This is a genomic window from Micromonospora sp. NRRL B-16802, assembly GCF_001279555.1.
Lineage (GTDB): Bacteria > Actinomycetota > Actinomycetes > Mycobacteriales > Micromonosporaceae > Micromonospora > Micromonospora profundi.
Map to the genome: position 1 here is coordinate 115,731 of NZ_LGEB01000002.1, position 21,354 is coordinate 137,084.

The 21,354-nt window shown below is 71.9% G+C and carries 20 protein-coding genes and 2 pseudogenes; 15 read left to right on the forward strand and 7 right to left on the reverse strand.

Going from position 1 to position 21,354, the window contains the following annotated elements:
* The 7 genes from trmD to ADK66_RS03715 all read left to right on the forward strand — a co-directional run bounded on the left by trmD (window position 1) and on the right by ADK66_RS03715 (window position 4,633).
* A complete protein-coding gene (trmD, locus tag ADK66_RS03685; RefSeq protein WP_053652451.1) occupies window positions 1-774 on the forward strand; it encodes a tRNA (guanosine(37)-N1)-methyltransferase TrmD in 774 nt (257 codons plus the stop codon).
* A gap of 143 nt (window positions 775-917) precedes the next feature.
* On the forward strand, window positions 918-1,274 hold the full coding sequence (gene rplS, locus ADK66_RS03690; protein WP_053652452.1) for a 50S ribosomal protein L19: 357 nt from the start codon (window positions 918-920) through the stop codon (window positions 1,272-1,274).
* Between the two features lie 180 nt (window positions 1,275-1,454).
* Window positions 1,455-2,324 (forward strand): signal peptidase I, encoded by an 870-nt coding sequence (gene lepB, locus ADK66_RS03695; protein ID WP_053652453.1) that lies wholly within the window; start codon window positions 1,455-1,457, stop codon window positions 2,322-2,324.
* 10 nt (window positions 2,325-2,334) lie between these two features.
* Window positions 2,335-2,970: a signal peptidase I gene (lepB, locus tag ADK66_RS03700; protein WP_053652454.1), complete on the forward strand. Its 636-nt coding sequence runs from the start codon at window positions 2,335-2,337 to the stop codon at window positions 2,968-2,970.
* Window positions 2,971-3,018: 48 nt separating this feature from the next.
* Complete coding sequence (locus ADK66_RS03705) at window positions 3,019-3,507, forward strand: NUDIX hydrolase (RefSeq protein ID WP_053652536.1); 489 nt, start codon at window positions 3,019-3,021, stop codon at window positions 3,505-3,507.
* Window positions 3,501-4,313, forward strand: a complete 813-nt coding sequence (locus ADK66_RS03710) for a ribonuclease HII (protein WP_053652455.1) — start codon at window positions 3,501-3,503, stop codon at window positions 4,311-4,313. Before ADK66_RS03705 ends, ADK66_RS03710 begins: the two co-directional genes overlap by 7 nt.
* Entirely contained in the window at window positions 4,310-4,633 is a 324-nt protein-coding gene (locus tag ADK66_RS03715; protein ID WP_007075222.1) for a DUF2469 domain-containing protein, read from the forward strand. Before ADK66_RS03710 ends, ADK66_RS03715 begins: the two co-directional genes overlap by 4 nt.
* Before the next feature lie 51 nt (window positions 4,634-4,684).
* Here the strand turns inward: ADK66_RS03715 and ADK66_RS03720 are convergent, their stop codons facing one another.
* Window positions 4,685-5,812 carry a sulfite oxidase gene (locus ADK66_RS03720; protein WP_053652456.1) on the reverse strand — a complete coding sequence of 376 codons (1,128 nt, stop codon included), beginning with the start codon at window positions 5,810-5,812 and terminating at the stop codon, window positions 4,685-4,687.
* 246 nt (window positions 5,813-6,058) lie between these two features.
* Between ADK66_RS03720 and ADK66_RS30475 the strand changes: the two are divergent.
* Window positions 6,059-6,652, forward strand: a pseudogene (locus tag ADK66_RS30475) (murein hydrolase activator EnvC); the annotation flags it as partial.
* Window positions 6,653-6,721: 69 nt separating this feature from the next.
* Here the strand turns inward: ADK66_RS30475 and ADK66_RS03730 are convergent.
* The 6 genes from ADK66_RS03730 to ADK66_RS03755 all read right to left on the reverse strand — a co-directional run bounded on the left by ADK66_RS03730 (window position 6,722) and on the right by ADK66_RS03755 (window position 13,039).
* Window positions 6,722-7,903, reverse strand: a complete 1,182-nt coding sequence (locus ADK66_RS03730; protein ID WP_053652458.1) for an aminotransferase class V-fold PLP-dependent enzyme — start codon at window positions 7,901-7,903, stop codon at window positions 6,722-6,724.
* Between the two features lie 44 nt (window positions 7,904-7,947).
* A complete protein-coding gene (locus ADK66_RS03735; protein WP_053652537.1) occupies window positions 7,948-8,937 on the reverse strand; it encodes a tyrosine recombinase XerC in 990 nt (329 codons plus the stop codon).
* A 188-nt stretch (window positions 8,938-9,125) separates the two neighbouring features.
* A complete protein-coding gene (locus tag ADK66_RS03740) occupies window positions 9,126-9,860 on the reverse strand; it encodes a VOC family protein (protein ID WP_053652459.1) in 735 nt (244 codons plus the stop codon).
* Between the two features lie 38 nt (window positions 9,861-9,898).
* A complete protein-coding gene (locus ADK66_RS03745; protein ID WP_053652460.1) occupies window positions 9,899-11,125 on the reverse strand; it encodes a DNA-processing protein DprA in 1,227 nt (408 codons plus the stop codon).
* Window positions 11,122-12,642, reverse strand: a complete 1,521-nt coding sequence (locus ADK66_RS03750) for a YifB family Mg chelatase-like AAA ATPase (protein WP_053652461.1) — start codon at window positions 12,640-12,642, stop codon at window positions 11,122-11,124. The genes ADK66_RS03745 and ADK66_RS03750 overlap by 4 nt, the downstream gene beginning before the upstream one ends.
* A 37-nt stretch (window positions 12,643-12,679) precedes the next feature.
* Window positions 12,680-13,039, reverse strand: coding sequence for a YraN family protein (locus ADK66_RS03755; RefSeq protein ID WP_053652462.1), 360 nt, complete (start codon window positions 13,037-13,039; stop codon window positions 12,680-12,682).
* A gap of 210 nt (window positions 13,040-13,249) precedes the next feature.
* Between ADK66_RS03755 and ADK66_RS03760 the strand changes: the two genes are divergently transcribed.
* The 7 genes and pseudogenes from ADK66_RS03760 (at window position 13,250) to rlmN (ending at window position 21,335) form a co-directional block, all read left to right on the forward strand.
* The gene (locus ADK66_RS03760) at window positions 13,250-14,482 is read left to right on the forward strand and encodes a hypothetical protein (protein WP_209273337.1); all 1,233 of its coding nucleotides are present in this window, start codon (window positions 13,250-13,252) and stop codon (window positions 14,480-14,482) included.
* 390 nt (window positions 14,483-14,872) lie between these two features.
* Entirely contained in the window at window positions 14,873-15,778 is a 906-nt protein-coding gene (rpsB, locus tag ADK66_RS03765) for a 30S ribosomal protein S2 (RefSeq protein ID WP_053652464.1), read from the forward strand.
* A 134-nt stretch (window positions 15,779-15,912) separates the two neighbouring features.
* Window positions 15,913-16,740, forward strand: a complete 828-nt coding sequence (tsf, locus tag ADK66_RS03770) for a translation elongation factor Ts (RefSeq protein WP_053652465.1) — start codon at window positions 15,913-15,915, stop codon at window positions 16,738-16,740.
* Window positions 16,741-16,902: 162 nt separating this feature from the next.
* Window positions 16,903-17,670: a UMP kinase gene (gene pyrH, locus ADK66_RS03775; protein ID WP_053652466.1), complete on the forward strand. Its 768-nt coding sequence runs from the start codon at window positions 16,903-16,905 to the stop codon at window positions 17,668-17,670.
* An 85-nt stretch (window positions 17,671-17,755) separates the two neighbouring features.
* Window positions 17,756-18,313: a ribosome recycling factor gene (gene frr / locus ADK66_RS03780; protein WP_053652467.1), complete on the forward strand. Its 558-nt coding sequence runs from the start codon at window positions 17,756-17,758 to the stop codon at window positions 18,311-18,313.
* Between the two features lie 405 nt (window positions 18,314-18,718).
* Window positions 18,719-20,073 (forward strand): annotated as a pseudogene (locus ADK66_RS03785) (phosphatidate cytidylyltransferase).
* Window positions 20,074-20,177: 104 nt separating this feature from the next.
* The gene (gene rlmN / locus ADK66_RS03790) at window positions 20,178-21,335 is read left to right on the forward strand and encodes a 23S rRNA (adenine(2503)-C(2))-methyltransferase RlmN (protein ID WP_053652468.1); all 1,158 of its coding nucleotides are present in this window, start codon (window positions 20,178-20,180) and stop codon (window positions 21,333-21,335) included.
* Window positions 21,336-21,354: the final 19 nt, after the last annotated feature.

Here is a 21,354-nt window from a genome sequence, read left to right on the forward strand (position 1 = left end):
ATGCGCGTCGACGTCGTGTCGATCTTTCCCGAATACTTCGCCCCGCTGGACCTGTCCCTGATCGGGCGTGCCCGGGCCAACGGCGTACTCCAGATCGCCGTGCACGACCTGCGGACCTGGACCCACGACGTGCACCGCACCGTCGACGACACCCCCTACGGTGGCGGGCCGGGAATGGTGATGCGTCCCGAGCCGTGGGGTGCGGCGCTGGACGCGCTCGCGCCCGCCGGTGCCCCGCCGCCCCGGCTGCTGGTGCCCTCGCCGGCAGGGGTGCCGTTCACCCAGGCGATGGCGTACGAGTTGGCCGCCGAGTCGCATCTGCTCTTCGCCTGCGGGCGGTACGAGGGGATCGACCAGCGGGTGTTGACGCACGCCGCGACCCGGATGCCGGTCACCGAGGTCTCCCTCGGCGACTACGTGCTCTTCGGCGGCGAGGTGGCGGTGCTTGTCGTCCTGGAGGCGGTCACCCGGCTGCTGCCCGGGGTGCTGGGCAACGCTGGCTCGCTTGACGAGGAGTCGCACGCGCACGGGCTGCTGGAGGCGCCGATCTACACGAAGCCGGCGAGTTGGCGCGGCCACGACGTCCCGGAGGTGCTCCGCTCCGGCGACCACGGCCGGATCGCCCGCTGGCGGCGCGAGGAGGCGTTGCTGCGTACCGCCGCCCAGCGTCCGGACCTGCTCGCGGCGTTGCCCGCCGACCAGCTCGACAAACGGGACATCGCGGCGTTGGATCGGGCCGGATTTCAGCTGCCACCGGGAGATGTGGCAAAGTAGGGGGGTTGCCGCATCCGTCCGCGCCCGTGGACGGCTGTGAGGAGCCCCGACCGGGATCGGCCCGCCGACCACCACCCGGGGTTCAGAATCACCCACCCGCGCACCGAGTGACGGTGCGCCGTGAGCCTTACGAGGACGCAGCGATGAACATCCTGGACGCCCTTGACGCCCAGTCGAAGCGGACCGACCTTCCCGACTTCCGTGCCGGTGACACCGTCAAGGTGCACGCGCGGGTCGTCGAGGGCAACCGGTCCCGTGTCCAGATCTTCCAGGGCGTCGTGATCCGCCGCCAGGGTGACGGTCTGCGCGAGACCTTCTCGGTCCGCAAGATCAGCTTCGGTGTCGGCGTCGAGCGGACCTACCCGATCAACGGCCCGGGCATCGACCGGATCGAGGTCGTGACCCGCGGTGCCGTGCGTCGCGCCAAGCTCTACTACCTGCGCGAGCTGCGCGGCAAGAAGGCCAAGATCAAGGAGAAGCGCGAGAAGCAGCCCAGCTGATCTCCGCTCGCCACGCCGCCTGACCTGCGCGTATGCCGTACCGACCGGACCGCACTACCCTGGTCGTACGGGCGCAGTCAGGCGGCGGCCCCGCCCTCGTGGCGGGCAGCTGTCCACAACCGCCCGGGAGCCTCGTCGAGGCTCCACGGGCGGTTGTGTTTCTGCGGACCGGGGAGTGGCGTGGTGCAGACGCTTGACGAGGACGGCGCCGTCGATCCGTGGCGCAGGCGGGCACGCCGCAGCCGCCGCCAGATGCCGCTGTGGCAGGAGCTCCCGCTGCTGCTCGTGGTCGCGTTCTGCCTCGCGGTGCTGATCCGCACCTTCCTGCTCCAAGCGTTCTTCATCCCGTCCGGGTCGATGGAGGACACCCTCCTCATCGGCGACCGGGTGCTTGTCAACAAGGTCGTCTACGACACGCGTGACCCGGTGCGCGGCGAGGTCGTCGTGTTCCGGGGCACCGACCGCTGGGCGCCGCAGGTCGACGAGCAGCCCGACCCGGGCTTCACCGGAAGAATCGCCCGTACGGTCGGCGACCTGGTCGGGGTGAGCCGCCCCGGCGAGAAGGATTTCATCAAGCGGGTCATCGGCCTGCCCGGCGACCGGGTCAAGTGCTGCGACAGCCAGGGCCGGGTGACCGTCAACGGCACCCCGCTGAACGAGCCGTACGTGCTGCGGGACTCCCCGCTGGATCTCCCACCCAACCCGGGGGAGTGCCGATCGCGGCGCTTCGACGAGGTGGTCGTACCGCCGGGTCAGATCTTCGTGATGGGTGACCACCGGCTGGTCTCCCAGGATGCGCGCTGCCAGGGCCCGGTGCCTATCGACAACGTCGTGGGCCGTGCCTTCATGGTGGTGTGGCCGTCGTCCCGGTGGCACGCGCTGCCGGTGCCGTCGACGTTCGACGACGTGTCCGGGCCGGTCGTCGCCTCCACGGAGGCCCCTCCGGTCCGCCCCACGCCACAGGGCGGTGTGGTGCTGATTCTCCCGCTGGCGGCCGCGCTGGGGCGTTCCCGCGCGTTCCGGACGGTGCCGTCCAGTCCGGCAACGTAGGCTCCTTGGCGTGATTGACGAGCAGACCGACAAGCCGCGCAGCTCCTTCTGGAAGGAGCTGCCGATCCTGCTGGGTGTGGCGATCCTGGTCGCGGTGCTGGTCCGCGCCTTCGTGCTGCAGACCTTCTTCATCCCCTCCCCGTCCATGGAGAACACTCTCAAGATCGATGACCGGGTGCTGGTCAACAAGCTGGTCTACGACTTCCGCTCACCGCACCGCGGCGAGGTCGTCGTGTTCAAGGCCCCCACGGCGTGGAGCGGCAACCCCGACGGTGAGGACTTCATCAAGCGGGTCGTCGGCGTCGGCGGCGACCACGTTGTCTGCTGCGACCCCCAGGAACGACTGGTGATCAACGGCAAGCCGCTCGACGAGCCGTACATCTTCTCGATGGACGGGGTCCGCGACAAGCCGGCCGACCAGGAGTTCGACATCACGGTGCCGGAGGGGCGGCTGTGGGTGATGGGCGACCACCGGTCGGCCTCGGGTGACTCGCTGGAGCACTGGCAGCAGTCCGGGCAGGACATCATGGAGGCCACCATCCCCGAGGACGACGTGGTCGGGCGGGCGTTCACGGTGTTCTGGCCGGTCAACAGGGCCACCTGGTTGACGGTGCCGGATCAGTACGACGGCATCCCCAAGCCGTAACCGACACCGGGCGTGGGCGATCGGTCGCCCGTCTGGCAGGCTGGTGCGGTGACCGCCTACACCCTTCGACGCGCGGCCCGCGTGCTGCTCGTCGACGCGGCCGGCCGGGTGCTGCTCTTCCACGGCTTCGACCCGGCCCGCCAGGGGCACGACTACTGGTTCACCCCCGGTGGCGGGCTGGCTCCGGAGGAGTCGCCGGCGGCCGGCGCGGCCCGGGAGTTGGCCGAGGAGACCGGCCTGCGGCTCACCCCGGCTGACCTGGGTGAGCCGGTCTGGTCCGACGACATCGAGTTCCCGTTCGACGGCACCTGGTACCGCCAACATCAGGACTTCTTCCTGCACCGGGTGCCGTCGTGGCAGGTGGACACCGCGGGCTTCGACGACGTCGAGCGGCGCAGCATCGCCGATCACCGCTGGTGGCCGCCGGCCGAGTTGGCGGCCAGCGGCGAGCGGTACTACCCGGCCGGGTTGCCGGCTCTGCTGAGCCGCCTGCTGCAACCGACTGCCGGAGCCGGCCGGGGCGAGGCGTCGTGCTGACCCCGCCGCGTACCGTCGTGCGCCGTGAGGCAGGCCTGTACGCCCTGGAGCGGGCCCTGCAACGCCGCGGCTTCCGGCAGGTGGCCGGCGCCGACGAGGCCGGACGGGGAGCGTGCGCCGGCCCGCTTGTCGCCGCCGCGGCGGTGCTGCCCGAGGGGCGGCGCGGCGAGATCGAAGGCCTTGCCGATTCGAAGCTGCTCACCCCCGCCAGCCGGGAGCGGGTGTACGCCGAGGTCGTCGACCGGGCGCTGGCGTACGCCGTGGTGATCATCCCCGCCGAGGAGGTCGACGCCAGGGGGCTGCACGTGTGCAACCTGGCGGCGATGCGACGGGCGCTGGCCTCGCTCACCACCCGACCCGAGTACGTCCTGACCGACGGCTTCGGCGTGGACGGCCTGGGCGTGCCGGGGCTGGCAGTGTGGAAGGGCGACCGGGTGGCGGCGTGCGTGGCGGCGGCAAGCGTGCTCGCGAAAGTCACCCGAGACCGGATCATGGTGGAGTTGGACGAGGTGTTCCCGGCGTACGGGTTCGCCGAGCACAAGGGCTACATCACCCCGGAGCACAGCGCGGCGCTGCGGGAGCATGGGCCGTGCCGTGAGCACAGGTTCTCGTACGTCAATGTCGCCGCTGTCTCCGGGCGCGACGGCCGGCCGCCGCGCGCTCGGCGGCCCGTCGGCCCGGCCGCGGACGAGCCGATGGGGCGCTCCTGGGCGTCAGGGGGTACCGTCGGCGTGGCGTTGGGCGAGCAGCCTCGGCCTCCGGCGCCGGTGGGGGAAGATGTGGCCATGGAAGGCGGAGTGCGATGAGCGCGGAAGATCTCGAAAAGTACGAGACCGAGATGGAGCTGCAGCTCTACCGGGAGTACCGCGACATTGTCCGTCAGTTCTCCTACGTGGTGGAGACGGAGCGCCGGTTCTACCTGGCGAATCAGGTCGACCTGCACGTGCGCAACTCCGACGGCGAGGTCTACTTCGAGGTCGAGATGCACGACGCCTGGGTGTGGGACATGTACCGTCCTGCCCGCTTCGTCAAGAACGTCCGGGTGATGACGTTCAAGGACGTCAACGTCGAAGAGCTGGAGAAGCCCGACATCTCACTGCCTGCCGACTCCGGCTTCGGGGGCTGACCCCCACTCGGCCGCACCACGGGCCCCCACCCGTGGCGCAGCCGTAGCCGGTCACTCGGCAGGCACCACGACCTCGACGCGCTGCACCAGGTTGTTGGCGAAACCGCCACGGTTCCACGGCTGCTCGACCGGCTGGGTACGCCCCGACGCGTCGGTCGCCCGCGCGCTGAGCACGTACCGGCCCGGCGTCGCCGTCCACTCGTGCCGCCACCGCCGCCAGGCGAAGTCCCCGCCCGCTGCCCGATCCAGCTCGGCCGGCACCCAACTCGCCCCGCCGTCGACCGTCACCTCCACCGAGACCACAGGCGCGTGCCCCGACCAGGCCCGACCGTCCAGCGTGCACGGTCCCGGCCGCACCACCCTCCGGCGCGACATGAAGTCGGGGAAACCGGGCGGCCGTACCAGCGCACGAGGCTCGATCCGGGTGACAGGCACGCCCGGGTCGTCGGTGTCGCGGCGCACCCGGTAGGCCACTGCGTTCTGGTAGCCCTCGAACGGCTCCGTCCGGACCTCGATCGACCGCAGCCACTTCACGTGCGCCATGCCGTACCAGCCCGGCACGATGAGCCGCAGCGGCGCGCCGTGCTGCGGCAGCAGGGGAGCGCCGTTCATCTCGTACGCCAGCAGCACCTCCTCGCGCAGCGCGTCGGTGACCGGCAGCCCTCGCTGATAGTCCTGCTCCACCCCGCGCTCGACACCGTGATCCGCGCCGGTGAAGACCACGTCCACAGCGTCCGGCCCGAGACCCGCCTCGCGCAGCAGCGGCGCCAGCGGGGTCCCGGTCCACTCGGCGTTGCCGACCGCCTCGACCAGCCAGGGCTGGCTCACCGGCCGGGGATGCAGCAGCGCCCGACCGTTTCCGGCGCACTCCAAGGTGACCTGGTGCGTGACCCGGGGCCGCTCGCGCAGCTCCGCCAGGGTGACGGCCAACGGCCGGTCCACCGCGCCACCGACGGTCAGCACGTGATCGGTCGTGTCCACGTCCGGGATGTCGTAGTGGATCAGCAGGTAGTGCAGCCCGGCCGGCGTGACGTCGTAGCGCAGCGCCTCCAGCGGGATGCCGTGGTTGCGCGTGGCGAGCTGCAACTCCTCGGCACTGATCGCCTCGTCCGGCTCGGCGAGTCGGGACGGGTCACTCACGTCGGCCACCGCCGGCGTCCGGTCATCGACAGTGGTCATACGGCCTCCCCGGTCCCGTACGGCGGCGCCCCGCCGCACCGGTCCAGCCTAGGCCTCCTCGACGTTGCGAACATGGCCGGGCAGCGCGACCGGGCGGAGTCAGCGCCGTGTCGCCCACCACCGGTACGCCGGTTGGGCATAGCAGATCATCTGCTGCTTCGGGTGGTCGTCCACAACGCGGCTGGTTGTCCACAGCTTCGTCTTACGGGGTGGCGGACCACTCGGCCTCGGCCGCAGGCTGCCGTCATGCGACCGCCATCCGCCGCGCGCCTCGGCTCGATCCGCCGTACCGTGCTGCTCTGCGCCGCACTTCCGCTCGCACTGGCCGTCCAGCTCAGCGGCCTGGCGTTGGTCTTCGCGGCGGTACCGGACAGCCCGTCGGCACCTGCCGTCCCGGTGGCGGGGCTGGCGTCCGTCGACGCCGGGCCGTCGCGGTTCCGCTGGCCGGTCGACGGGCCGCCCCGCCTGGTGCGCCGGTTCGACCCGCCGCCCCGGCCGTGGCTGGCCGGGCACCGGGGCGTGGACCTTGCCGCCCAGGCCGGCGCGGTGATCCGCAGCGCCGGGCCGGGCACCGTGCTCTTCGCCGGCGTGGTGGCCGGCCGACCGGTGGTCACCGTGGGCCACGCCGGCGGTTTGCGGACCACCCACGAGCCGGTCCAACCGGCGGTACACCCCGGCCAGCCGGTCACCGCCGGTACGCCGCTGGGCGAGCTCCTGCCCGGCCATCCGGGCTGCCCGGCCGAAGCCTGCTTGCACTGGGGGCTGCGGCGCGGCGAGGAGTACCTCGACCCCTTGGCGCTGCTCGGCCTGGGCCCGGTGCGCCTGCTCCCGGTCGGCGGCTCCAGTGCCGGCGAGGTCAGCGGGCCGGTGCGGGCGGGGTCAGCTTTGGTGGGGTCGGCGCCGGCCGTTTCAGCGTTGGGCGAGCAGGGCCGGCAGGCGCACGGCCAGCCGCTCGTACTCGTCGGCCATGTTGTAGACCTGACCGGTCAGCCGCAGCCACCCCCGGTTGCTCCAGCTCATCACCGCAACCTCGGTGGCGAGGCGTTCGCTGATCCGCGTCTGCAACGCCCGCGCCGCGTCGATGGTGGTTGCCGTGCCGGCAGGCAGCGGAATGAGGCGCAGGGACACCCCCGGCCCGCCGGGCGTGGGCAGGTCGGCGGGGCGCACTCCCAGCGCGTCCCCGACCACCCGCTGGCCGTACGCGGCGAGCGCGGCATTGTGCGCCCGCACCCGGTCCACACCGAGACTGCGCATCGTGAACAGGCCAGCCGGGGCAGCCAACCAGGAGGTGTAGTCGAGAGTCGCCTGCCACTCGACCCGGGCCGGAAAGCCGGAGTCCTGCTCCCAGGAGACCACGAGCGGCTCGATCCGGTCCCGCCACTGCGGTGCCACAGTCAGTACGGCGGTCCCGCGTGGGGCGTACGCCCACTTGTGCATGTTGCCGGCCCAGAAGTCGGCGCCGATGCTTGCCACAGTGGCCGCCAGCATGCCCGGGGCGTGCGCGGCGTCCACCAGAACCGGCACGCCGTGTTCGCGGGCCACTCCGACGATGGCGGCGGTCGGGAAGAGCTTGGCCGTGGCCGAGGTGAGCTGGTCGATGACGAGCAGCCGGGTACGCCCGGGGCGCAGGCCGGCGCGGATGGTCTGCACGATCTGCTCGTCGGTGGCGTCCAGCGGGATCGGCAGGACCCGGCTGACCGCCCCGGTGCGCCGGCACTCGCGCTCGATGGCCAGGCTCACCGCCCCGTACCCGTGATCGGTGCTGACCACCTCGTCACCGGGTTGCAGGCCCACCGACTGGAGCACCACGGCGACGCCTGTGGTCGTGTTGCCCACCAGGGCGCTGCCGTCCGGGTCGGCACCCAGGAACCCGGCGAGGTGACGGCGGGTGTGCGCGATCCGGTCGACGAGCCCCTGGGTGAAGAACCGCAGAGGGTTGGACTCCATCTCGTCGCGCAGCCGCTGCTGGGCTCGCTGCACGGCGATCGGTACGGCGCCGAACGAGCCGTGGTTGAGGTGGCTGACCGCCGGGTCCAGGGAGAAGAGCAGGCGGGCGCCCGGGATCGGCTCGGGGGGCTGCGGGACGCTCACTTGATGATCGTAACCGCCGAGGCTTCTCGTCCTCCGCCCGTTGATCAGGCGCGGGGGTGCGCCTGCCGGTACGCCGCACGCAGCCGCTCGACCGAGACGTGCGTGTAGATCTGGGTGCTGGCAAGCGACGAGTGGCCGAGCAGCTCCTGGACGGCACGCAGGTCCGCACCGCCTTCCAGCAGGTGGGTGGCTGCGGAGTGACGCAGGCCGTGCGGGCTGGTCCTGGGGAGGCCTGCGGCTTCGGCGTACGCGCCGACGACCTGCCGCGCGGTGGTCGGGTTGAGCCGTCCACCTCGCGCGCCGAGCAGTAGCGCGTCACCCGAGTGGCCGCCGACCAGTGCCGGCCGGCCTCGGCGCAGCCAGTCGTCCAGGGCACGCTGTGCCGGCACCCCGTACGGCACCGAGCGCTCCCGCCCGCCCTTGCCGAACACCCGGATCACCCGACGACCGTGGTCGACGTCCCCGACATCCAGGCCGCAGGCCTCGCTGATCCGCACGCCTGTGGCGTAGAGCAGTTCCAGCAGCACCCGGTCGCGCAGCGGCACCGCCTCGACCGCTGCGGTTTCTGCCGAGTCCGATGACGGCTCGGCTGCCGGCGGTGCCGGTCGGGCAGGTGCCTCGACCAGGGCGGCGGCCTGGTCGGCGCGCAGGACGGTGGGCAGCTCCCGGTGCGCGCGAGGGCTGGCCAGCGCGGCACCCACGTCGGAGGGGAGCAGCCCAGCCCGGTGAGCCCACGCGCTGAACGCCCGCGCCGAAGCGGCCCGCCGCGCCAACGAGGTGCGGGCCGCACCGGTGGTTCGCTGCCGCGCCAACCAGCTGCGCAGCACGGACAGGTCCAGCTCGGCCAGCTCCACGCAGCCCATCCGTACGGCGTGGTCGAGCAGCGAGACGACATCCGTGACGTACGCGCGGACGGTGTGCGCCGAACGGTTACGCACCCGGGACAGGTGCTCGGCGAAGTCGTCAACGGCGTCGCGCAGCGGCGGTGGTAGCGCCTGGTGCATGGCCCGGCTGCCCCGGTCGGTACGGCTCATCGCTGTCGCACCGACCGAGCCGGCCGAGCCGCCGGCGCTGACCGAGTCGACTGCCACGGCCGTGCCGATCGCGCGGTCACGCGGGCCTGTCGATCGGGCCGGGCGTCCTCACTGACTGCGCGCACGGGACCAGCCTACGGTCGAGCCGGGCCGTGGTGGCAGTCGTGCGTGGCTGACGAGGGTTGCGGTCAGGCTGGGGAGAGGAGGCAGAACTCGTTGCCTTCCGGATCGGCGAGGACCGTCCACGGGACGTCCGGGCCCAGGCCGATGGCTGTGGCGCCCAGAGTGCGCAGTCTGGCCGCCTCGGTCTCCACGTCGTCACCCGGGTACGGCCGGACGTCGAGGTGGACGCGGTTCCACCCGGTCTTCACCTCAGGTGTGCGGAGGAACTGCAGATAGGGGCCGACGCCCTTTGCCGACCGCAGTACGGCGTTGTGGTCGGTCACCTTGTGCACGGTCCAGTCCGTGGCCTCGCCCCAGAAGCGTGCCATCGCCCGCGGATCCGCGCAGTCGACAACGACAGTGGCGATCGGTCCGGTGTCCCGGATCGCGTCGCGCCAGTCCAGCACGCAGAACTCGTTGCCCTCCGGATCGGCCAGGACCGTCCAGGGGACGTCACCCTGGCCGACGTCGGCGGGTGTCGCGCCGAGGTCCATCAGGCGTGTGACCAACTCCGCGTGATGGGCTGCCGAACCGGTGGCGAGGTCGACGTGCACGCGGTTCTTCACCGTCTTCACGTCCGGGTAGGCGACGAGGTCGATGCAGACGGCCACTGGGTCGGGATAGACGAAGCCCTCCGGTTCGAGGTTTGTCACGCCGGGTCCCTCGCTGGACATTTCCCAGCCGAGCGCCGCCGCCCAGAATGCGCCGAGCGCGGAGTGGTCCCGAGCCTTCATGTTGATCTGTACGAGCCGCGTTGCCATGCCGGCGATGGTAGGTGTTCTGGCCGTGGACAGGGGACCTATAACGACCCGGGGGTCTCCGTCTCCGTTGTTGCCGGCGTCCCTCGCTTCGGGCTGGCGGGTGGGGCGAGGGCGTAGCCGTCCTCGCGGCGCGCCACGAGGGCCAACTCCTCCAACAGCGACAGTTTGCGCAACGCGGTGCGCAGGTCCACACCGGCGCGGGCCGCGAGCGCGTCCACACCCCGTACGCCTCGGCGGGGCAGCGCCTCCAGCAACGACCGCGCGTCGTCATCGAGGGTGTCGGCGGGCCGCTGCGGGCCTCTGGCGAGCGGGGCGAGGTCCGCGCCGATCCGGCCCACCTCCTCCAGGACGTGTGCCACGCCGGTGACCAGCCGCACCTTCGGCTGCTCGCGGAGCAGTTCGTGCACGCCGACGGACATCGCCGAGGTCACCGGCCCGGGGACCACCATCGTCACGCGGCCGGTGTAGATGGCCCGGCGGGCGGTCTGCGTCGCGCCGCTGCGCGCCGACGCCTCCACCACAACGGTGCCGACCGTGCCTGCGGCGATGACCCTGTTGCGGATCAGGAACCGGGGCCGCAGCGGCTCGGCGCCGGGCGGCCACTCGCTGACCAGCAGCCCGGTGTCGGCGATCCGGTCGAAGAGAGCGGTGTTGCCGACCGGGTACGGCCGGTCCACCCCGCAGGCCAGCACCGCCACTGTCACCCCGCCGGCGTTGAGGGCGCCACGGTGGGCGGCCGCGTCGATGCCGAACGCCCCACCGGAGACGACAGTCCAGTCCCGCTCGGCCAGCCCGTACCCCAACTCGGTGGCGACGTGCTGCCCGTAACCGGTGGCGGCCCGTGCCCCGACCACTGCCACCGAGCGGTCCAGCGCTTCGCCGAGCGGCCAGCCACCGCGTACCCAGAAGCAGAGTGGTGGGGCGGTCTCGACGTCCACCCGGCGGCTGGCGTCCGGTAGGCGCAGCTTGGCCAGGCCCGCCACCCGGGTAGGCCACTCGTCGTCGTCAGGGGTGACCAGCCGGGCGCCGAGCCGGTCCGCCCGGTCGAGGGCTTCGGCTGCCACCGCCCGCGCGTCACCGGCCGCCGACCGGGCCGCCACAGTGCCGTTCAGTTGGCCGTCGGGACTGCCGCCGTCGAGCAGCAGGTCCAGGGTCGCCACCGGGCCCAGACGGTCGACCAGTTGGTACACGGCTCGGGTGCCTGGTTCGGCGAGCCAGGTCAGTGCCACCCGGGCCAGCCTGCGCTCCTCGTCGGTGCCGCTCACGCTTGCTCCCCCGTCCGTAGTTGGATCGCCTCCCGTACGTCATCGCGGTCCGGCCGGTCCCGGCCGTCCAGATCCGCGATGGTCCAGGCCAAACGGATCACCCGGTCGAAGCCACGCGCCGACAGCGACCCGGAGTCGAGTCGTTTGCGCAGCTCGGCGGTGGCCTGCGCCGGCAGCCGCCACGGCGGCCGGCGCAGATGCGGGCCTTCCACCTCGGCGTTGAGCCGCCGGCCGAGGCCGGCCCAGCGTTTGGCCGCCGCCTGCCGGGCCGCCGCCACCCGCGCGGCGACCGTCATCGAGGACTCGGCGTCGCCCTCGGCCGCCATCAGCTCCGCGGCCCGCAACGGCATGAGCCGCACCTGGACGTCGATGCGGTCGAGCAGCGGCCCGGAGAGCCGACCCAGGTAGCGGCGGCGGGCCAGCGGCGAGCACTCGCAGTACGCGTCGCCTGCCGGTTTCGCGCACGGGCACGGATTGGCCGCGAGCACCAGCTGTGTCCGGGCCGGGTAGACGGTGCCGCCTCCGCTGCGGCTCAACTGCACGCGGCCGTTCTCCAGCGGCTGCCGCAACGCTTCCAGGGCGCCCTTGCTGAATTCGGGAGCTTCATCCAGAAACAGCACCCCCCGGTGGGCGAGCGACACCGCGCCGGGACGGGCCAAACCGGAACCACCGCCGACAAGCGACGGGACCGTGGCGGTGTGGTGCGGGGCCTGGAACGGTGGGCGGCGCAGCAACCGGCCACCCGGTGGCAGCAGCCCGGCGACCGAGTGCAGCGCCGTCACCTCCAACGCCTCGTCGTCCTCCAACTCGGGCAGGATCGACGGCAGCCGTTCGGCGAGCATCGTCTTGCCGGCTCCCGGTGGACCGAGCAGCGCCACGTGGTGCCCGCCTGCGGCGGCGACCTCAAGCGCGCGCCGACCCATCTGCTGCCCGGCGACGTCGGCGAGATCCGGGCCGCCGGTGGTCGGCGTCGAGGTGGCCGCCGGAGGGTCGATCAGCGGGCTGCCGTCGCGCACGAAGGCGACCAGCCGATGCAGGGTGTCCACGGCCCGTACCCGTACGCCGGGGATGACCGCCGCCTCGGCGGCGTTGCCGACGGGAACGATCACCCGGCCGACGCCGGCCTTGGCCGCGGCGGCGACCATCGGCAGGACCCCACGTACCGGTCGGACGGTCCCGTCCAGCCCCAGCTCCCCGAGGACCACCACCCCCTCCAGGGGCAGCAGCGGCAGCTCACCCGAACCGCCCAGCAGCGCGGCGGCGATGGCCAGGTCGAACGCCGAGCCGAACTTCGGCAGCGTGGCCGGCAGCAGGTTCAGAGTGATCCGCCGGTTGGGCCAGCGCTGGCCGGAGTTGACCACAGCGGCGCGGACCCGGTCCCGGGCCTCGTGCAGGGCGGTGTCCGGTAGCCCGGAGATCACCACCGCCGGCAGTCCGGCAGCCAGGTCGGCCTCGACCTCGACGAGGTGGCCGGTGACTCCGACCAGCCCTACGCACAGCACCTTCGCGTAGCTCACGGCACGTCACCGCCGGCCCGCCCTCGGACGGCGCGCATCAGAACGCACCTTTGAGGTGGTCGACCTGGGCCGCACCGGCGTCGGGCAACCGCACCGAGAGAACGTCGAACCGCACCTCGTCGGCGGTCGTACCGGTCTCGGCCAGCCAGCGCGCGGCGAGCCCGCGCAGCCTGCGGGCCTTGGCCGGCACGACCGCCTCCGCCGGGGTGCCGAAGGCGTCGCCCCGGCGGGTCTTCACCTCGCAGAAGGCGAGGACCGGCCCGTCCCAGGCGATGATGTCGATCTCCCCGTCGGGGCAGCGCCAGTTCCGGGCGATGGGCCGCAACCCCGCCTCGGTCAGGTGCCGGGCGGCGCACCGCTCGCCGTACGCGCCGACCGCCTGGTTCCGCTTAGTCATGGGCGGCACGGTGCCCGCCCGGACACGACCGCCGCGACCCCGAATGCCCGCGCCTGTGGACAACTGGTGTCCTGTGGACAGCCGAACGATCATGCCCGCGGTGTGCTAGGTAAACCTCGACGCGGCACAGGTGCCCAGGTGAGGTGGGCGACCACTCAACGCGCGGGCCTGGAATGGCGCCGGCGCAGCCGGTCGAATACGGTGCCGGACGTGGACGGACGACGGAGTTTTCCCGAAGACCAGGAGCCGCGCTGGTATTCCGACGAGCGAGGTCGCGCCTACGGCGAGTCGGAATGGCGTGGCACGGGCGATCCGCGGTACCGGGACGACAACGTTCCCGAGCAGCGGGGCACCGAGAAGGACAGCCTCGGCGAGAGCGAGTCCGGTCGATTCGCGGCCGTGCCGGACCGGACCGGCGAGCCGGACTCCGGCCGTTTCGGCGCGGTGGATGCGGCGCGGTTCGGCACGACCGAGCCGGACTCCGGCCGTTTCGGCGCGGTGAATGTCGCGCGGTTCGCCTCGACCGAGCCGGACTCGGGCCGTTTCGGGGCCGTGGAAAACGCCCGGTTTGCCTCGCCCGAGCCGGACTCCGGACGCTTCGGTGCCGTCGACGCCCAACCCGGGCGGTTCGGCGCGATCGAGGCCGATTCCGGGCGTACCGCAGCGGTCGATCCGCTTGGTGGGGCCCTGCCGGATCCGGACGATTACCGGGCCAGCCGGTCATGGCGAGCGGACCGGGACCCGTCGGAGGTCTCCGGGGAGCTGCCCGGGCGTCGGGCCGCCCGGGATCCTTCGGAGATCTCCGGGGAACTGCCCGGACGCCGGGCCGCCCGGGATCCTTCGGAGATCTCCGGCGAGTTGCCCGGACGCCGGGCCGCCCGGGAGTCGCCCGGGATGGGCTCCCCGCTGGCGGCAGGCCCCGACGAGGGCGCGCAGGTGACGTCCGCAGGTGATCCGCCGGTCGCCGCGCTCGCCGATCATGCCCGTCCCGCCCCGTTCGGCGGGTACCCGATCGTCGAACCGAACCGGGGCGGTGAGCAGCCGAACCCGCTGGAGATGCCGACCGGGCCGATGCCGGGGATCGGCCCTCGCCCGGACCTGCCCGCAGCCGAGCCGTCCGCGTATCCGCCGGCCACCGATGGCGTGTATCGGACCCGCCGCCCGGCGCTGGCCGTACTCTTCGCCCTGTTGGTGTTGATCTTCGAGGTTCCCGCGGTGCGGGTGCTGCTGGCGGGCGTCACCGGCGATCCGGTGGACGCCGGAAACGTGGTGGTCGGTATCGCCCTGGTCGCCGGGCTGCCGATCTTCGCAAACGGGCTGTACGGGCTGCGAACCGGAGGTCTGGCGCTGTCCGACAGCGGCAGGGGCTGGTTGCGTCCGCCGACTGCCTACCTGACCGTCGGCCTGGTGCTCTTCGTGGCCGCCGCCCTCGCCGCGGGCTGATCCGCCCGGCCCGCCGCGCGGTCGACGACCTCGGGCGACCGGCCGATCCCCCGACAACGAGGAGCCGGGCGACCGGTGATCCCCAACAACCAGGAAACAGTGGCCTCCGGCGACGAGGAGGCCACTGTTTCCATGAAGTAGCGCGGTCAAGGGGGCGTAAGGGGCCGCGCGTACACCCCGGGGTTGTGGGGCGGGGGAGGGGCGTACACTGGTCGACTGGCGACCGCCTTGCGCGGTCGACCTCGCGCGCCCTCTCCACGAATCGACGCGGAGCGACGGCCTCCCTGGTCCCGATCTTGGTCGGGTCCACCATGGGTCGGCGACCAGGCGCCAGGACGCCCGGCCACCGGCCGGGCGTGACAACCAGGGACCTTGAGGAGTACCCCAACCATGGCCGTCGTGACCATGCGTCAGCTGCTGGAGAGCGGTGTCCACTTCGGGCACCAGACCCGGCGCTGGAACCCGAAGATGAAGCGCTTCATCATGACCGAGCGCAACGGCATCTACATCATCGACCTGCGCCAGACCCTCGAGTACATCGAGAAGGCGTACGAGTTCGTGCGTGGGACCGTCGCCGAGGGTGGCAGCATCCTCTTCGTCGGCACCAAGAAGCAGGCCCAGGAGGCCATCGCCGAGCAGGCGACGCGGGTCGGTCAGCCGTACGTCAACCACCGCTGGCTCGGTGGCATGCTGACCAACTTCCAGACCGTGTACAAGCGGCTTCAGCGGATGAAGGAGCTGGAGGGCCTGGGTGACCTCAGCGGCACCGCCGCCGGTTACACCAAGAAGGAGACCCTGCAGCTCTCCCGCGAGAAGATCAAGCTGACCCGCACCCTCGGTGGTCTGCGGGACATGCAGAAGCTGCCGGCCGCGGTCTGGATCGTCGACACCAAGAAGGAGCACATCGCCGTCGACGAGGCCCGCAAGCTGGGCATCCCGGTGATCGCGGTGCTGGACACCAACTGCGACCCGGACGAGGTCGACTTCCCGATCCCGGGTAACGACGACGCGATCCGCTCGGCCGAGCTGCTGACCAAGGTCGTCGCCGCCGCCGTCGCGGACGGTCTGATCGCGCGTTCCGGCCGTCGTCGGGGCACCGACGAGAAGCCCGAGGGTGTCGCGAGCGACGAGCCGCTGACCGAGTGGGAGCGCGAGCTTCTCGAGCCGAAGAAGGCCGACGAGTCGGCCGCCCCGGCCGAGCAGCCGGCCGTTGCCGCCGCCGAGCAGCCCGCCGCCCCGGCTGAGCAGCCGGCGCAGGCCGCCACCGAGCAGCCGGCGGCCGCGACCGCGGAGTGATCGCACCGTCGCTGCCCCGCCGTCCGTTTTTCCAGGCGCGGGGCAGCGACGGTACGCCGGGCACGAACCGCCCGGATCCGGGTAACCGGCACCTCTGACCATCCACACGCCGTCTCAACATCGAAGAGAGAGCCATGTCCCAAATCACCGCCGCGGACGTCAAGAAGCTCCGCGACCTCACCGGCGCCGGCATGATGGACAGCAAGAAGGCGCTGACCGAGGCCGAGGGCGACTTCGACAAGGCCATCGAGATCCTGCGCGTCAAGGGCGCCAAGGACGTCGGCAAGCGGGCCGGCCGTACGGCCGCCAACGGCCTGGTCGCCCACTCCGGCAAGGCGCTTCTGGAGCTCAACTGCGAGACCGACTTCGTCGCCAAGACCGAGTCGTTCATCGCGCTGGCCCAGCAGCTCGTCGAGCACGGCGAGCGCGCCGGCGTGAACACCGCCGAGGAGCTGCTCGCCACCGAGCTCGACGGCAAGGTCGTCGCGGACCTGATCCAGGAGCAGTCCGCCAAGATCGGCGAGAAGCTGGTTCTCAACCGGTTCGCCCGGGTCGAGGGCACCACGGCTGTCTACCTGCACCGCAAGGCCCAGGACCTGCCGCCGGCCGTCGGCGTGCTGGTGGCGTACACCGGCAAGACCGACGAGGCTGGCGACGCCGACGCCCGTGGCGTCGCGATGCAGATCGCCGCGATGCGGCCGAAGTACCTCACCCGCGACGAGGTTCCGGCCGACCTCGTCGAGGCCGAGCGGCGCATCGCCGAGCAGACCGCCCGCGAGGAGAACAAGCCCGAGGCGGCCCTGCCGAAGATCGTCGAGGGCCGGGTGAACTCGTTCTTCAAGGACTACGTCCTGATCGAGCAGGCGTCGGTTGCCGACAACAAGAAGTCGGTGAAGCAGATGCTGGCCGAGGCCGGCATCGAGGTCACCAAGTTCGTGCGGTTCGAGGTCGGCCAGGCCTGAGCCGCCATCGGGCGCCGTGGGTGCCCGTGGGCAGGAGACGTCGACGAGGAGGCCGCCGGTGCATGTGACAGCCACCGCGGCCTCCTCGTCACATAGGGTCGGCAGCGGCAGGTTCGCGGTAACGCGACGCACGGGGCGTGCGCGTGGGGGAAGGCGGGGCGGATGACGCAGGTTGTGAGTGACCGGACGCTGGCGGTGGACGATCCGACGGCGCCGCCGCCCGGTCGGGCACGCCGGGTGGTGCTGAAGCTGTCCGGTGAGGTGTTCGGCGGCGGCGCGATCGGCGTCGACCCGGACGTCGTCCAGGCGATCGCCCGGCAGATCGCCACAGTTGTCCGCCGCGGCGTGCAGGTCTCCGTGGTGGTCGGCGGCGGCAACTTCTTCCGTGGCGCGGAGTTGCAGAAGCGTGGGATGGACAGGGCGCGCGCCGACTACATGGGCATGCTCGGCACCGTGATGAACTGCCTCGCCCTTCAGGACTTCCTGGAGAAGGAGGGCATCGAGACCCGGGTGCAGACCGCGATCACGATGGCCCAGGTCGCCGAGCCGTACATCCCGCTGCGGGCGATCCGGCACCTGGAGAAGGGCCGTGTGGTCATCTTCGGCGCGGGCGCGGGCATGCCGTACTTCTCGACCGACACGGTGGCCGCCCAGCGGGCGCTGGAGATCCGGGCCGACGTGGTGCTGATGAGCAAGAACGGCGTGGACGGCGTCTACTCCGCCGACCCGCGGGTCGACCCCACCGCCAGTAAGTTCGACTCGATCACCTTCTCCGAGGTGCTGCAACGCAACCTGCGGGTGGCCGACGCGGCGGCGTTCAGCCTCTGCATGGAGAACGGCCTGCCGATGCTGGTCTTCGGTGCGCAGGGTGACGACACAATCATCCGCGCGGTGGGTGGCGAGAAGATCGGCACCCTGATCACCGCCTGACCCCGCCCAGCCCGGGCACCGGCAACGGTGGCCTGACGACTTTCCGCAGAGCCCACGACGAGCACAGAAGGAGGCGAGGAGACCGGTGATCGACGACACCCTCCTCGAGGCCGAGGAGAAGATGGAGCGTGCGGTTGAGCACGCCAAGGAGGAGTTCGGCGCGATCCGTACCGGCCGCGCCAACCCCGCCATGTTCTCCAAGATCATCATTGACTACTACGGCACGCCGACGCCGCTGACCCAGATGGCGTCCGTCGCGATCCCCGAGCCGCGTATGGCGATCATCAAGCCGTACGACAACTCGCAGATCAACGCGATGGAGAAGGCGATCCGCGACTCGGACCTCGGGGTCAACCCGAACAACGAGGGCAACCAGCTGCGCATCCTGCTCCCGCAGATGACCGAGGAGCGCCGCCGCGACATGATCAAGGTGGCCCGGCACAAGGGCGAGGAGGCCAAGGTGGCCATCCGCAACGTCCGCCGCCGTGGCAAGGAGGAGCTGGACCGGATCGTCAAGGACGGCGAGGCAGGCGAGGACGACGGTCGCCGCGCCGAGAAGGAGCTGGACGACCTGACCCAGCGCTACGTGGCCAGCGTCGACGACCTGGTCAAGCACAAGGAGACCGAGCTGCTGGAGGTCTGAGGACCACCCCCCGGCCGCCGCCGGGTGCGCAGCCGACGTGAGGCCCGACCCGATCCGGGGCCGGGCCTCGTGCCGTACCGGCGGCTGGTGGGGGCCATCCTCACCTGCCGGCCGGATAGGCATCGGTGGATCGAGGGCCGACGTCGACGCGGTCACCGACAGCGAGGCACCCGAGCCGACGTCGGCGTCACGGCGCTCGTCGGGAGCGGGCAACGGGCTGGGGCCCTCGTCCGCCTCGCCCCGGCCACGTGTGCAGTAGGCTCGTCAGGATTCCCGGCCACCAGGCGGTGAACACCGGGAATCGACCGACCGTCGGGGCGGTCAAGTCGGAGGAACATCGCGCTTGTAGGGGATGCTTGTGGTCTTGCGTCATGTGGTGGTTCTCGTGCCGCATCGCGGTGCGTGATGTCCCGCCCCGACCCCTACACAGGTGAGCCTCCCGGCTGGGACCGGCCGGAGCGCCGGGTTGCCCTGCCCTGGCCCGAGCCTGAACTTGAGGCAGGCCAGTGGAACAGCCGTCCGGCAGCAGGCCCCGAGGTGTACGCCGAGCCGCGTACCCGTCCGGACGTCCAGCCGCACCCGGCAGATCCGTACGCCGAGCGTGATCGGCCCGCCCGCCCCGACGACTGGGACCGGCGCGAGGACGAGCAGAACGAGACCGACCGGTACGACGGCCTTCCGTTGGCGGCCGACGGCCCGCTCCGTCACGAGAACGGCGACCGGCCGGCCCGTTACGAGAACGGCGACGGGCCGGTCCGTCACGAGAACGGCGACGGGCCGGTTCGCCACGACGATGACGCCGGCTTTCCACAGTCCAGCTCGCGCCGATCGGGGCCGACCTCGGGCCGGACCCGGTGACCGAGCCGACGCCGACCGCCGGTCGGCGGCAGAAGGGCCGGCGGCGGGCCAGCGTCGACCGACCGGCCACCCATCAGGTGGGTACGGGGCGGGCCGGCCGGAACCTGCCGGCGGCCATCGGTGTCGGGCTCAGCCTCGGCGCGCTGATCGTGGTGCCGCTGGTCTTCTACCCCCTGGCCTTCCTCGTTGTGGTCGCCGCCGCTGTCGCTGTCGGCATCTGGGAGATGGCCCGGGCGGTCCGGCGCAGTGGGGCACATCCGCCGCTGGTGCCGCTGATCGCCGGTGGCGTGCTGACCATCGGCCTGGCGTGGTTCGCCGGCCCGGACGCGCTGAGCCTGGGTCTGCTGGTGACCGTGCTGGGCACGATGATCTGGCGGTTGGGTGACGGTCCGGCGGGCTTCCAGCGGGATCTCACAGCGTCCACCCTGATCGCGGTCTACGTGCCGTTCCTCGGCGGGTTCGCGGCGCTGCTCGCGGCGGCCCCCGACGACGGGCCGCTGCGCATCCTTGTCACGTTGGTCGCGGTGGTCCTGTCCGACACCGGTGGGTACGCGGCCGGCGTCTCGTTCGGCCGCCGTCCGATGGCGCCGTCGATCAGCCCGAAGAAGTCCTGGGAGGGGTTCGCCGGCTCGGTCGCCGCGGCAGCGCTGGGCAGCGCCGTGCTGCTGTGGGTGCTGCTCGATGTGGCGCCCTGGTGGGGCGCCCTGTTCGGGGTGGCTGTCTCCGTCGCGGCGGTCCTCGGTGACCTCGCCGAGTCGATGATCAAGCGGGATCTCGGCGTCAAGGACATGAGCAACCTGCTGCCCGGTCACGGCGGCCTGATGGACAGGCTGGACTCGATCCTGTTCGCGCTGCCGACGGCGTACCTGTTGCTGGTGATCTTCGTGCCGGTGGTGGGGTGAGGCATGTATCTCGGCGGTCCGACCTTCTCGACGCGTCCGCGGGGGCGGGTTCGGGACCTCCGGCCGGGTGCGCACGGCCGAAGGCGTGACACACTGGACCAGCCATGACAAGCCTGCCGCTGATCCCCGCCCTCTCGGATGCCTCCGCCGCACGCCGGGCCTCCATGCCGCCCCAGCACCTCGCTGACCTGGACCTGGCCGGCCGCCAGGCGCTGGTCACGGAGCTGGGTGAACCCGCGTTCCGCGCCCGGCAGGTCTCCAATCACTACTTCGGGCGACTGGTCCGCGACCCGCAGGAGATGACCGACCTGCCGGCCGCCACCCGGGAACGGCTCGCCGGCCAACTGCTCCCCACGCTGCTCAACCCGGTCCGCGAGCTGGCCTGTGACGACGGCGCGACCCGCAAGGCGCTCTGGCGACTGCACGACGGCGCGTTGGTGGAGAGCGTGCTGATGGGCTACCCGGACCGGGTGACGGTCTGCATCTCCAGCCAGGCGGGTTGCGGCATGGCCTGCCCGTTCTGCGCCACCGGGCAGGCGGGGCTCACCCGCAACCTGTCCACTGCCGAGATCGTCGACCAGGCCGTCTACCTGGCGGGCGTGGCGGCCTCCGGCGCTGTCGTCGGCTCACCGTCGCGGCTCTCGCATGTCGTCTTCATGGGCATGGGCGAGCCCCTGGCCAACTACAACCGGGTGATCGCGGCCATCCGTCGCCTGGTCAGCCCCGCTCCCGAAGGGCTGGGCCTGTCCCAGCGGCACATCACCGTTTCCACGGTCGGCCTGGTTCCGGCCATCCGCCGACTGGCCAGCGAAGACCTCTCCGTGACCCTTGCGTTGTCGTTGCACGCGCCCGATGATGATCTGCGCGACGAACTCGTGCCGGTAAACCAGCGCTGGAAGGTAGCCGAGGTGCTGGACGCAGCGTGGGACTACGCCGCCCGGACGGGCCGCCGCGTGTCGATCGAGTACGCAATGATCAAGGACGTGAACGACCAGCCGTGGCGAGCTGACCTGCTCGGGCGGCTGCTGGCCGGCAAGTTGGCGCACGTGAACCTGATTCCGCTCAATCCGACGCCGGGCAGCCGCTGGGACGCGAGCTCGAAGCCGGTCGAGCGGGAGTTCGTCCGCCGGTTGCGCGACGCCGGGGTGTCCACCACCGTGCGGGACACCCGGGGTCGTGAGATCGACGGTGCGTGTGGCCAACTCGCCGCCGCCGAGGACACCGACACCTTCACCGACCGCGCCGGAGAGGCACCGGCGTGACCGGGCGTGGCGAACGAGA

Bases quoted from the DNA above. Each gene is read 5' to 3' on its own strand.
- tsf (WP_053652465.1), top strand. From the start codon at position 15,913: ATGTCCCAAATCACCGCCGCGGACGTCAAGAAGCTCCGCGACCTCACC.
- ADK66_RS03715 (WP_007075222.1), top strand. From the start codon at position 4,310: ATGAGCGCGGAAGATCTCGAAAAGTACGAGACCGAGATGGAGCTGCAG.
- trmD (WP_053652451.1), top strand. From the start codon at position 1: ATGCGCGTCGACGTCGTGTCGATCTTTCCCGAATACTTCGCCCCGCTG.
- rplS (WP_053652452.1), top strand. From the start codon at position 918: ATGAACATCCTGGACGCCCTTGACGCCCAGTCGAAGCGGACCGACCTT.
- ADK66_RS03740 (WP_053652459.1), bottom strand. From the start codon at position 9,860: ATGGCAACGCGGCTCGTACAGATCAACATGAAGGCTCGGGACCACTCC.
- pyrH (WP_053652466.1), top strand. From the start codon at position 16,903: ATGACGCAGGTTGTGAGTGACCGGACGCTGGCGGTGGACGATCCGACG.
- ADK66_RS03755 (WP_053652462.1), bottom strand. From the start codon at position 13,039: ATGACTAAGCGGAACCAGGCGGTCGGCGCGTACGGCGAGCGGTGCGCC.
- rpsB (WP_053652464.1), top strand. From the start codon at position 14,873: ATGGCCGTCGTGACCATGCGTCAGCTGCTGGAGAGCGGTGTCCACTTC.
- rlmN (WP_053652468.1), top strand. From the start codon at position 20,178: ATGACAAGCCTGCCGCTGATCCCCGCCCTCTCGGATGCCTCCGCCGCA.
- ADK66_RS03735 (WP_053652537.1), bottom strand. From the start codon at position 8,937: ATGAGCCGTACCGACCGGGGCAGCCGGGCCATGCACCAGGCGCTACCA.
- ADK66_RS03720 (WP_053652456.1), bottom strand. From the start codon at position 5,812: ATGACCACTGTCGATGACCGGACGCCGGCGGTGGCCGACGTGAGTGAC.